We start from the raw sequence: 12,075 nt of genomic DNA on the forward strand, positions 1-12,075 counted from the left end.
CCATCGGCCGGGCCGGCGGCGGTGAGCAGGGCGGGCAGGCCGATGGCCGGCGGCCCGGCCTCGGCGGCCAGTTCCTGCACGGCGGCGGCGTCCTTGCGGTCCAGCGCGCGGGCCAGCCGGCGGCGCAGCGTGCCCTGCACCCCGGCGGCGTCCAGCAGGGCCGGGGCCATGGTGGGCAGCGTCAGGTCCAGGCTGACGCCGGTGATGCCGATGGCGGCCAGCGCCTCGACGCCGAGCAGCGCCACCTCGGCATCCGCCTCCGGGCAATCGGTGCCGATCAGCTCCAGGCCGGCCTGGGGGATCTGCCGCTCGGGGGCGAGCTGGCTGCCGCGCACGCGCAGCACCTGCCCGGCATAGGAGAGGCGCAGCGGGCGCGGCATGTCGGCCAGCCGGGTGGCGGCGATGCGCGCCACCTGCGGCGTGGTGTCGGCGCGCAGGCCCAGCATGCGGTGGCTGTCCGGGTCCATCAGGCGGAAGGTCTGGTCCGCCACGGCGGCGCCGGAGCCGGCCAGCAGGCTGTCCTCGAATTCCAGCAGCGGCGGCTTCACCCGCTCATAGCCATGCGAGGCGAAGACCGCGAGCAGGGCCTCCACCAGCGCGGCCTCATGCGCCGCCTCGGGCGGCAGCAGGTCGGTCAGGCCGGAGGGCAGCAGGGCGGGGCTGGGCAGGTCTTCGGTCATGATTCCTGGGCCGGGGCGCCGCGCACCCCGGAGGGGGCCGCGCGGGAGCGGGACAAACGCGCGGTGTGTGGCAGCGCCGCGCCGCCGGGGCAAGGGCGGATCGCGCGCGAAGGCGCCATGCCTGCCCCGCGCCACCCCCGCTGACGGCCACGCCGCCGCTGTCCTTTACTGCCCGGCCATGATGCGCCGCGCCCTGCTCCCTGCCCTTCCCGCCCTGCTGCTGGCTCTCGGCCAGCCCGGCCTCGCCCCGCCGGCCCTCGCACAGCCCGCCGGCGGCGCGGCCGGCCCCCAGGCGGCGGAGACGCCCTCACAGCACCCGGCGGCGGAGACGCCCTCACAGCACCCGGCGGCGGAGACGCCCCCGCCGCAGGGGCTGGAGGCGCCGGCCGCCTTCGCCGATCTCTCGCACTGGAATGGCGAGCCCGCCGCCGCCGCCCGCGCCTGCGCCGTGCTGGAACGGTTAGCCGAGACGCATGGCGAGGATCCTTTTTTCATCCCCCCCTTCCCCCCCGCCGTGATGCGCAGCCTGGAGGAGGCGCGCGCCGTGCTGCGCGAGCGGCTGGGCATCGACCCGGAGGCGCAGGGAGAGGAGGTGGTGATCGCCCTCGACAATGCCGCGGCGGCGATCGAGGCGGGGGACAAGGCCGCGCTGCGCGAGGCCCTGGCCCCGCCGCTGTTCCGGCTGGAGGGGGCGGAGGTGGTGGCGCGCCTCGCCAGCCTCCCCGCCATCCCGCAGGCCGCCGCCGCCGCCCGCGCGGTGGAGGCGGAACTGCGCCACCGCGTGGAGTGAGGGGATCGCCTTGAGGGGGCTTTGCCCCCTCAACCCCCAGCAGGGGACAGGGTCCCCTGCACCCGCCATCAGGGGGGACTCACAGATGGGTTTCCAAAGGCCTCAGGCCTTTGGTCGGGAGAGTTTGAGAGGGGCGAAGCCCCTCTCAAGAACAGGCGCCCGCCCGCGACGCCGGCAGGGCGCCCAGCGCCTGGGCAGGCCCCCTGCCAAAACCGCAGGCAAACCTTAAGATTTCCTGAGCCCGTGCGTTCCACAAGCTGGCACAGCAGGGCTATGCTGCGCCGCAGGAACGAGCCCCGGGATCCTGCATGTCGATTCACGTCGCCCTGACCCACCGCACCCGCTACCAGTACGACCGGCAGGTGAGCCTCGGGCCCCAGACGATCCGGCTGCGCCCCGCGCCGCATGCGCGCACGCCCATCCTCTCCTACAATCTCGGCATCTCGCCCAAGCCGCATTTCCTGAACTGGCAGCAGGACCCGCAGGGCAATTTCCTCGCCCGCGTGGTCTTCCCGGAGACGGTGCGGCATTTCGAGGTGACGGTGGACCTCGTGGCCGACATGGCCACCATCAACCCCTTCGACTTCTTCCTGGAGCCGCAGGCGGAGGTCTGGCCCTTCAGCTACGACCCCGTGCTGGAGCAGGAACTGGCGCCCTTCCGCCGCTGCGAGCCGGCGGGGCCGCGCCTCGCCGCCCTGCTGGCCGGGGTGCCGCGCGGCGAGCAGGGCACGGTGACCATGATCACCGGCCTCAACCAGATGCTCGCGGAGCGGATCAGCTACATCGTCCGCCTGGAGCCCGGCGTCTGGTCGCCGGAGGAGACGCTGGACCAGGGGAAGGGCTCCTGCCGCGACAGCGCCTGGCTGCTGGTGCAGATGCTGCGCCACCTGGGCTATGCCGCGCGCTTCGTCTCCGGCTACCTGATCCAGCTGGTGGCGGACCAGAAGCCGCTCGACGGCCCCGAGGGCCCGGCGGCCGACTTCACCGACCTGCATGCCTGGGCCGAGGTCTATCTGCCCGGCGCCGGCTGGGTGGGGCTCGACGCCACCTCCGGCCTGCTGGCGGGCGAGGGGCATATCCCGCTCGCCGCGACGCCGGAGCCGCTCTCCGCCGCCCCCATTTCCGGCCTGATGAGCAAGGCGGAGGTTTCCTTCGACTTCGCCATGGCCGTCACCCGCGTGCGGGAGACGCCGCGCGTCACCAAGCCCTATTCCGAGGCGGCGTGGCAGGCCATCCTCGATGCCGGCGATGTGGTGGATGGCCAGCTGGCCGCCGGCGGCGTGCGGCTGACCATGGGCGGCGAGCCCACCTTCGTCTCCGCCAGCGACCAGGAGGGGGCGGAGTGGAACACCGCCGCCCTCGGCCCCACCAAGCGGCGCATGGCCGGGCGGCTGCTGAAGAAGCTGCTGCCGCTCTGGGCGCCGGGCGCCGCCGTGCAATACGCCATGGGCAAGCACTATCCCGGCGAGCAGCTGCCGCGCTGGGCGCTCAACGCCTTCTGGCGCGCCGATGGGGAGCCGGTCTGGCTCGACCCCGGCCTGCTCGCCCATGATGACGACACGGACAACGCCACCGCCGCCGAGGCCCGCGCCTTCGCCCGCGCGCTCGCCCTGCGGCTCGGCCTGGCGGAGGGCTTCGTCCAGCCGGCGCATGAGGACATCCATTACTACCTGTGGAAGGAAAAGCGCCTCCCGGCCAATGTGATCGCCGAGGATGCCAGGCTGCGCGACCCGATGGAGCGGGCGCGGCTGGCCAAGGTCTTCGGCCAGGGGCTGGCCGCCGAGGTGGGCTCCGTGCTGCCGCTGCGCCGCCGCGCCGACAATGCGGGCTGGGAGAGCGCCCTCTGGCTGTTCCGCGAGGGCGACCCGATCTTCCTGCTGCCCGGTGATTCGCCCATCGGCTTCCGCCTGCCGCTGGAGAGCCTGCCCTGGGCCGACCCCAAGGACCTGCCGCAGGAGGTCGAGGCCGACCCCTTCGCCCCGCGCGCCGAGCTGCCGCCGGCCGAGGCCTACCACGCCCAGCCGCATCTCCAGGGCCTGCCCGCGGCGCGTGAGGGCGCGCCGGGCTTCCCGGTGCGCCACCAGCCGGCGCCGCTGCCGCCGCCGGAGGGGCTGCCCGGTGGCCTGGCTGCCGGCGGCCTGGCGGCCGGTGGCCTGGCTGGCCCGGGCGGCACGCTGCCCGGCGCCGCCACGCTGCGCCGCCCGCTGCCGCCGCTTGCTCAGCCCCTGGCCCAGCCCCTCGCCCAACCCCTGGCGGAGCTGCCCGTCACCGGCCAGCCGCAGCCCGACCTCGTGCGCACGGCGCTGACGGTCGAGGCGCGCGGCGGGCGCATCCATGTCTTCTTCCCGCCGCTCGCCGCCCTGGAGCACTGGCTGGAGCTGACGGCGGCGGTCGAGGACACGGCCTCCGGCCTCGGCCGCAAGGTGGTGCTGGAGGGCTATGCCCCGCCCTCCGACCCGCGGCTGCTGCATTTCTCCGTCACCCCCGACCCCGGGGTGATCGAGGTGAACATCCACCCCTCCCACTCCTGGCCCGAGCATGTGGCGCGCACCGAGCAGCTCTATGCCCTGGCGCGCGAGACGGGGCTGGCGGCGGAGAAGTTCATGCTGGATGGCCGCCATGTCGGCACCGGCGGCGGCAACCATGTGGTGATGGGCGGCAGCACGCCGGAGGAAAGCCCCTTCCTGCGCCGGCCGGACCTGCTGAAGTCGCTGCTCGGCTTCTGGCACAACCACCCGAGCCTGTCCTTCCTGTTCTCCGGCCTGTTCATCGGCCCGACCAGCCAGCACCCGCGCATCGACGAGGCGCGGCAGGATGTGCTGAACGACCTGGAGATCGCCTTCCAGCAGGTGAGGCCCTTCCAGCCCAGCCCGCCCTGGCTGACCGACCGGCTGTTCCGCAACATCCTGGCGGATATGACGGGCAACACCCACCGCACCGAGTTCTGCATCGACAAGATGTATTCGCCCGACCATGCCGGCGGGCGGCGCGGCCTGGTGGAGTTCCGCGCCTTCGAGATGCCGCCCAGCCCGCAGATGTCGGCCGCGCAGATGCTGCTGATGCGCGCCGCCATCGCCGCCTTCTGGAAGACGCCCTATGAGCGCCGCCTGATCCGCTGGGGCAGCCGGCTGCATGATGATTTCATGCTGCCGCACTATGCCGAGCAGGATTTCGCCGATGCCATCGAGGAGCTGCGCAGCCTCGGCGCGCCGCTGGAAAAAGAGTGGTTCGCCCCGCATTTCGCCTTCCGCTACCCGCTGCTGGGCGAGATGACGCTGCACGGGGTGGGTCTGGAGCTGCGCCACGCGCTCGAGCCCTGGCATGTGCTGGGGGAGGAGAGCACCGGCTCCGGCACCGCCCGCTATGTGGACAGCAGCACCGAGCGGCTGCAGCTGCGCGCCAGCGGCTTCGCGCCGGAGCGCTTCATCCTCGGCGTCAATGGCCGCGCCCTGCCGGTCTCGCCCACCGGCCGCGCGGGGGAATTCGTCGCCGGGGTCCGCTTCAAGGCGTGGTCGCCGCCCTCGGCGCTGCATCCGGGCATCAGGGCGCAGGCCCCGCTGGTCTTCGACCTGTGGGACCGCTGGACGGGCCGCAGCCTCGGCGGCTTCACCCACCATGTCGCCCATCCGGGCGGGCGCAACTATGAGCGCTTCCCGGTCAATGCCAACGAGGCGGAGGCACGCCGGCGCTCCCGCTTCTTCCCCTTCGGCCACAGCCCGGGCCAGAGCCCCGCGCCGCAGCCCACCGACACCGCGGAGCTGCGCCGGACGCTCGACCTGCGCCGCATGGCGTGATACCGCCGGGCGGGTGAATATGCTCACCCCGCTCGACGAGATGGTGGATGGCCGGGGCCATGTGCGACCGCACTGGCGCGGTGTCCTGACGGCCTTCGCCGACCTGCCGCCGGACCATGCCGGCAGCGGCACGGCGGAGGCTGCCCGCCGCCTGGACCGTGCCTTCGAGGATGAAGGCATCTCCTCCCTGCTGCCCGGCGCCAGCCGCGCCGCCCGGGCCTGGCGCTGCGACCCCGTGCCGCTGGTGCTGCCGGCCGGTGAGTTCGCCACCCTGGCCGAGGGGCTGGCCCAGCGCGCCCGGCTGCTGGAGGCCATCCTGGCCGATTGCTACGGCCCGCAGACCCTGCTGGCCGAGGGGCTGCTGCCCCCCGCCCTGGTCTTCGCCAACCCCGCCTTCCTGCGCCCCTGCCGCAGCGCCGCGCATGGCCCGCTGCACCCGCTGCTGCACGCCTATGCCGCCGACCTGATCCGTGGCCCGGACGGGCAGTGGCGCCTGCTGGCCGACCGCACCAGCCGCGCCGCCGGCATCGGCCATGCCCAGGAAAACCGGCGCATGCTGGGCCGCGTCCTGCCGCAGCTCTTCCGCGGCCAGCAGGTGCGGCCGCTGCGCCCCTTCTTCGACCTCTGGCAGGACAGCCTCCAGCGCCTCGCCCCGCATGGGCGGGAGAATGCGGCGGTCGCCCTGCTCACCCCCGGCGTGCACCACCCGCTGTGGTTCGAGCATGTGCTGCTGGCCGGCGAGCTCTCCTGCGCCCTGGTCGAGCCGGGCGACCTGACGGTGCGCGGCGGCGCGCTCTACCTCAAGACGCTGAACGGGCTGCGCCCGGTGGATGTGCTGCTGCGCCGGATGGACGGGCGCAGCCTGGACCCGCTGGAATTCGGCGGCCACGGCCCCGGCGTGCCGGGCATGATGGACGCCCTGCGCAACGGCACGGTGCGCGTGGTCAATGCCCCCGGCTGCGGCATGGTGGAGGCGCCGGCCCTCGCCCCCTACCTGCCCGCCCTCTGCCAGCGCCTGCTGGGCGAGGCGCTGCGCCTGCCCATGCTGGAGACCCACTGGCTGGCCGAGCCCGCCGCGCGCGCCGCCGTGCTGGCCGAGCCGCGCGGCTGGATGATCCGCCCCGCCTTCGACGGCGCCATCCCCGCCCAGCACCCGGCGCGGATGGAGGGGGAGGCGCTGGCCGCCCTGCTCGCCCGCATCGCCGAGCGGCCGCAGGACCATGTGGCCAGCCGCGACCTGCCGCCCTCCGTCGCGCCCTGCGCCGATGGCCCGGTGCTCTCGCCCCAGCCCGTCGTGCTGCGCCTCTTCCTGGTGCAGGAGGGCGGGCAATGGCACGCCATGCCCGGCGGCCTGGCGCGCATCCCCGACGCGCAGGAGGGGCTGGGCGGCCGCCTGCCGCGCCAGGGCATCGCCAAGGATGTCTGGGTGATGAGCGAGGAAGGGGCGCAGATCCTCGGCCCCGCCGCCCTGCCCGCGCCGCCCCTGCCCATCCGCCGCGCCGCCGGCGAGCTGCCCTCGCGCGTGGCCGACAACCTCTTCTGGCTCGGCCGCTATGTGGAACGGCTGGAGGGCTCGGCCCGGCTGATGCGCGCTACCCTGGCCCGGCTCGACCGCGGCCCGCTGCTGCCGCGCGAGCAGGCGGAGCTGACGGCGCTGGCCGCCGCCCTGCGCCATGCCGGCATCACCCGGCCGGAGGACGCGCCCAATGGCGCCGCCAACACCGCCCTCCAGGCCGCGCTGTGGCGCGCCCTGCGCGAGGGCGGCGCGCTCGCCTGGCTGATGGCCGAGATCGGCCGCCTCGTCGAATCCGTGCGCGACCGGCTGACGGGGGATATGCACACCCTCTTCACCCTGCCGCTGCGCGCCGTGCGCATCCAGGCGGATTCCCCCCATCGCGGCCTGCAGGGGCTGGAGGAGACGCTGGGCGGCGTGCTGCGCTTCTCCGCCGGCGTCGCCGGGGCGGCGGCGGAGAACATGGTGCGCGCCGGCGGCTATGCCTTCCTCGACCTCGGGCGGCGGCTGGAGCGCGCCCAGGCCATCGCCGCCCAGCTCGGCCACGCGCTGAACCAGCCGGCCAGCCGCATCGAGGGCGGGCTGCGCCTCGCGCTCGAGCTGTGCGATTCCATCATCACCTACCGCAGCCGCTATCTCGGCGTGCTGCAACCCGCCCCGGCGCTCGACCTCGTGCTGGCCGACCCCGGCAATCCGCGCGGCCTCGCCTACCAGCTGCACGCCATGCGGCGGCGGCTGGCCGATCTCGGCGGCGGGCAGGAGGATGCGCTGGTCCAGGCGCTGGATGCGCTGATCGCCACGGTGGACGCCATCCCCCCCGCCCTGCTGGCGGCGCCGGACCAGGCCCAGGGCGCCGCCCTGCTGGCGCCGCGCCTCGCCGCCATGGAAGGCGAGATCGCCGCCCTGTCGGACGGCATCAGCCGCCGCTACTTCGCCCTGCTGCCGCCGGCCCAGACGCTGGGGCAGGAAATGCCGGAGGAACCCGCCGTGCTCTTCTGGGGCGCCGCATGAAGTGGCGCATCCGCCATGCCACCCGCTACCACTATGCGGAGCCGGTGGACATCGCCACCCATATGCTCCACCTCTCCCCCCGGCCGCTGCCGCACCAGCGCGTCGTGTGGGACAGCGTGGCCTGCGCGCCTGAGCCGGCCCGCGTGGCCAGCGACACCGACCATTTCGGCAACCGCGTCACCTGGCTCTTCCTCGACCGCGCGCATGCCCGCTTCGAGGTGGTGGCGGAAGCCGAGATCGACGTCTGCTTCCCCACGCCCCCCATGCCGGGGCTGACCCCGCCCTGGGAGCAGGTGGTGGCCGAGGCCGCCCGCCACCCGGAGGCCGCCGAATTCCTCTTCCCCTCCCCCATGCTGCCCGAGCATGGCGGCGCGCGCGACTATGCCGCCCTCTCCTTCCCGGCCGGGCGGCCGGTGCTGGAGGGGCTGATCGACCTCAATGCCCGCATCAAGCGTGACTTCGCCTTCCGCCCCGGCGTCACGGGCATCGCCACCCCCGTCTCCCAGGTGTTGGCGCAGCGCGCCGGGGTCTGCCAGGACTTCACCCACCTGATGCTGTGCGGGCTGCGCGGCCTCGGCCTGCCGGCGCGCTATGTCTCGGGCTATATCCGGACGCGGCCGCCGCCGGGCGGCGCGGCGCGGCTGGGGGCGGACCAGTCCCATGCCTGGGTCGGCGCCTGGATGGGCGGCGCCTTCGGCTGGGTGGACCTCGACCCCACCAACAACCTGGTGGTGCAGGAGGAACATGTGGTGCTGGGCTGGGGCCGCGATTTCCACGACATCTCCCCGCTGCGCGGCATCATCCTGGGCGGCGGGCGGCACAGCCTGGAGGTCAGCGTGGACCTCGCCCCGGCGTGACGAACGGGCCGGAGCCAGCCACATTGGGGCCGGCCCGCCCCGCCTTCCCACCGGAGGGCGGCCCCGCCCGCGGGAGGCCGCGGCACGGCCCTGGCGCGCCCCCTCCTCCTGCCTCCAGCCCTCCCGCCCCCCGCTCCCCGCTCCCCGGCGCCCTGGCGCCCTGGCGCGACGGCGCCCTGGATATCTGGCGCGGCGTCGCGCTGCTCGCCATTTTCATCAACCACGCCTGCGCCGGCTGGCCGCGGCGGGTGACGCCGCTGAATTTCGGCTTCTCCGACTCGGCCGATCTCTTCGTCCTCTTCGCCGGCTATGTCGCCGCCCTGGCCTATCTGCCGGGCTTCGCCGGGTGGCCCACCCGGCGGCAGGCCGACCGCCCCGCCAGGGGCCGCGCCCTCGCCGTGCTGCGGCGCCTGCTGGCGCGGGAGGCCCTGCTCTATGGCGCCCACCTCGCCCTGGCCGGCTTCGCCTTCCTGCTCGCCCTGGCGCTGGCCTGGGCCGGGCGGGATGGCACGGCCAGCCTCGCCCCCTGGCTGCGCGACCCCTGGGGCCTGCTGGGGCCCCTCCTGGCGCTGCGCTACCAGCCGGAATACCTCAACATCCTGCCGCTCTACTGCCTGCTGCTGCCGCTGCTGCCGGGGCTGCTGGCGCTGGCGGCGCGCGGGCGGGCGGGGCTGGCGCTGGGCCTCTCCGCCACGCTGTGGCTGGCGGCGGGGCTGAGCGGCACCAACCTCCCCACCACCCCCGGGCCGCAGGGCTGGTTCTTCAACCCGCTGTGCTGGCAGTTCCTCTTCACCATCGGCTTCGCCCTGGGCACGCGGCAGCTGCGCAGCCGGCGGGCCATGCCGCGCCACCCCGCCCTCTGTTGGGCGGGGCTCGCCTATCTCGGCCTCGCCCTGCTGGCCATGCGCGCCACCGGCCTGCCGGAACCCGGCTGGCTGGCGCCGCTGCCCGATTTCCTCAGCGTGCCGGACAAGCATTTCCTGTCCCTGCCACGCCTGCTGCATGTCCTGGCGCTGGCCTATGTGGTGGTCCACTCCCCGCTCCAGGCCTGGGCGAGCCGCCAGCCGCACCACCACCCGCTGGCGCTGATGGGGCGGCACTCCCTGCCCGTCTTCTGCGCCGGCACGGCGGCGGCGCTGCTCGCCACCGCGCTGCGCCCGCCGGGCCTCGCCCCCTTCGGCCCGGGCGGGCTGGCGCTCGACCTGCTGGTCCTCACCGGCGGGCTGGCGGCGCAGCTGCTGCTCGCGCGCTGGCTGGACGGGCGGCAGCGGGCCGCCACCGCCCCCACCCTGGCCTCCGGCACCGTGCCCGGCTGACCCAATCCGGCTGAAACCACCCGGCTGAAACCACACCCTGCCATGGCGGTTTTCCTCCTGGCGCCGCCGCGCGCGCCCGCAGCCAGGAGAATGCCATGGCGGCCCCCTCCCCGCTCCCAGCCCTGCCCGCCATCCCCGTGGGGCGTGACACGGCGCTCGATGTCTGGCGCGGCGTCGCGCTGGCCACCATCTTCATCAACCACGTCTCGGGTAATGTGCTGGAGCGCGTGACGCACAAGAATTTCGGCTTCTCCGACGCGGCGGACCTCTTCGTCCTCTTCGCCGGCTACGCGGCGGCGGCGGCCTATTTCGGCCGCTTCCGCGCGGGGGAGCGCACCCGCACCGTGCTGCGCGTGCTGGGGCGGGCGGTGAAGCTCTACACCACCCACCTGGCGCTGGTGGTGCTGGGCGCCGCCGTCTTCGCCACCAAGGCGCTGAAGAATGGCGATCTCGGGCTGATGTCCGTCATCGCGCTGGAGCCGCTGCTGCAGGACCCCGCCGGCGCCATGGTGGAGGCCGCCACGCTGCGCTACCAGCCGGGCTTCCTCAACATCCTGCCGCTCTATTGCGTGCTGATCGGCGCGCTGCCGCTGCTGATGGCGGTGGCGGCGCGGGATATGCGGCTGGCCCTTGGCCTCTCCGGCGCCCTGTGGCTGGCGGCCGGGCTCACCGGCGCCAATTTCCCCACCCGGCCGCTGCCGGGCGGGTGGTTCTTCAACCCGCTGTGCTGGCAGTTCCTCTTCGTCATCGGCTTCGCCCTCGGCGCGCGGCGGGCGGCCACGGGGCGGGCCTCCGGCGCCCATCGCGGGCTGTGGTGGGCGGCGCTCGCCTATCTGGCAATCGCCCTGGTGGTGATGCGCGGCACCGGCCTGCCCGCCGCCGGCTGGCTGGCGCCGCTGCCGGATTTCCTCACCGTGCCGGAGAAGCAGTTCCTCTCCCTGCCGCGGCTGCTGCATGCCCTGGCGCTGGCCTATGTGGTGGCGCATTCACCGCTCCAGGCCTGGGCGCGCGGCCTCTCCCGCCACCATCCGCTGGCGATGATGGGGCGGCATTCCCTGCCCGTCTTCTGCACCGGCCTCGTGGTCAGCATGACGGGTGTGGCCCTGCGCCAGAGCGGGTATGATGGCGCCATGTTCGATATCACCTATGTCAGCGCGGGGCTGGGCATCCAGGTGCTTGCGGCCGGGCTGGTGACCCTGGCCGAGACGCGCCGGGCCGCGCCACCGGCCCGGCTGCCGGCGGGGGCGCGGCTGTCCTGATGCGGCGGGCGGCGCTGCTGCCGGGCCTCGCGCCCGGGCTCCTCGTCCTGGCCCTCGCCGCGCCGCTGGCGGCGCAGACCCTGCCGCCCACCCTGCCACCGGTGCGCACCGACAACATCCCCACCGCCTGCACCGTGCCGGAGGAGCTGCGCGCCCTGCGCCACGGCCTGCCGCGCATGAAGGCGCTGCTGGCGGCGCGGCAGCCGGTGCGCATCCTGGCCATCGGCTCCTCCTCCACCGCCGGGGTGGGGGCGAGCGTGCCGGCCCATGCCTATCCGCCCCGCCTCCAGGCCGCGCTGCAACGGCTGCTGCCAGGGGCGGAGGTGGTGGTGCGCAATGACGGCATCGGCGGCGAGGTGGCCGCCACCACCCTGCCCCGCCTGAAGCGCGCCGTGGAGGAGTGGCAGCCCGACGTGGTGCTGTGGCAGCTCGGCACCAATGACGCGATGACGGGCATCGGGGCCGCTGTCTTCGCCGGCATCCTGCGCGAGGGGGTGGCGTTCGTGCAGGCGCGCGGGCGGGACCTCGTGCTGATCGACCCGCAATTCCTGCCCCGGCTGCGCGACCCGGACACCTACCAGGGCTTCGTCCAGAGCATCGAGCGGGTGGCGGCGGAACAGCGCGTCCCGCTGATGCGGCGCTACGCCATCATGCGCTTCTGGCAGGCCCTGCCGCAGCCGGTGCTCATGCTCTCCGAGGATAGTTTCCACATGAACGACCTCGGCTACCAGTGCCTCGCCGAAGTGCTCGCGGGGGGGATGGCGCGGCAGGTGGCGCCTTAAGGCCTGTTAGAGCTTGATCCAGTCTGCGGTGGCTGCGAGGCAGAGGATGCCGAGGAATGATCGGGCGGTCTTC

Annotated in this window: 8 protein-coding genes; 7 read left to right on the top strand and 1 reads right to left on the bottom strand. The window is 74.3% G+C overall.

Annotated elements, in window-relative coordinates:
* On the bottom strand, positions 1 to 680 hold a 680-nt coding region (locus tag NON00_RS22145; protein WP_256024940.1), incomplete at its 3' end, for an ATP phosphoribosyltransferase regulatory subunit.
* 178 nt (positions 681 to 858) lie between these two features.
* Between NON00_RS22145 and NON00_RS22150 the strand changes: the two genes are divergently transcribed.
* The 7 genes from NON00_RS22150 to NON00_RS22180 all read left to right on the top strand — a co-directional run bounded on the left by NON00_RS22150 (position 859) and on the right by NON00_RS22180 (position 12,002).
* A complete protein-coding gene (locus NON00_RS22150; protein ID WP_256024942.1) occupies positions 859 to 1,470 on the top strand; it encodes a hypothetical protein in 612 nt (203 codons plus the stop codon).
* A gap of 308 nt (positions 1,471 to 1,778) precedes the next feature.
* The gene (locus NON00_RS22155) at positions 1,779 to 5,264 is read left to right on the top strand and encodes a DUF2126 domain-containing protein (protein WP_256024944.1); all 3,486 of its coding nucleotides are present in this window, start codon (positions 1,779 to 1,781) and stop codon (positions 5,262 to 5,264) included.
* A 19-nt stretch (positions 5,265 to 5,283) separates the two neighbouring features.
* The gene (locus tag NON00_RS22160; protein WP_256024950.1) at positions 5,284 to 7,788 is read left to right on the top strand and encodes a circularly permuted type 2 ATP-grasp protein; all 2,505 of its coding nucleotides are present in this window, start codon (positions 5,284 to 5,286) and stop codon (positions 7,786 to 7,788) included.
* Complete coding sequence (locus tag NON00_RS22165; RefSeq protein WP_256024945.1) at positions 7,785 to 8,645, top strand: transglutaminase family protein; 861 nt, start codon at positions 7,785 to 7,787, stop codon at positions 8,643 to 8,645. The genes NON00_RS22160 and NON00_RS22165 overlap by 4 nt, the downstream gene beginning before the upstream one ends.
* On the top strand, positions 8,642 to 9,961 hold the full coding sequence (locus NON00_RS22170) for an OpgC domain-containing protein (RefSeq protein ID WP_256024946.1): 1,320 nt from the start codon (positions 8,642 to 8,644) through the stop codon (positions 9,959 to 9,961). The genes NON00_RS22165 and NON00_RS22170 overlap by 4 nt, the downstream gene beginning before the upstream one ends.
* A gap of 95 nt (positions 9,962 to 10,056) precedes the next feature.
* Positions 10,057 to 11,220, top strand: a complete 1,164-nt coding sequence (locus tag NON00_RS22175) for an OpgC family protein (protein WP_256024948.1) — start codon at positions 10,057 to 10,059, stop codon at positions 11,218 to 11,220.
* Positions 11,220 to 12,002 (top strand): SGNH/GDSL hydrolase family protein, encoded by a 783-nt coding sequence (locus NON00_RS22180; protein ID WP_256024949.1) that lies wholly within the window; start codon positions 11,220 to 11,222, stop codon positions 12,000 to 12,002. The genes NON00_RS22175 and NON00_RS22180 overlap by 1 nt, the downstream gene beginning before the upstream one ends.
* The last annotated feature ends 73 nt before the right edge of the window (positions 12,003 to 12,075 follow it).

Source organism: Roseomonas sp. GC11 (genome assembly GCF_024437745.1).
Lineage (GTDB): Bacteria > Pseudomonadota > Alphaproteobacteria > Acetobacterales > Acetobacteraceae > Pseudoroseomonas.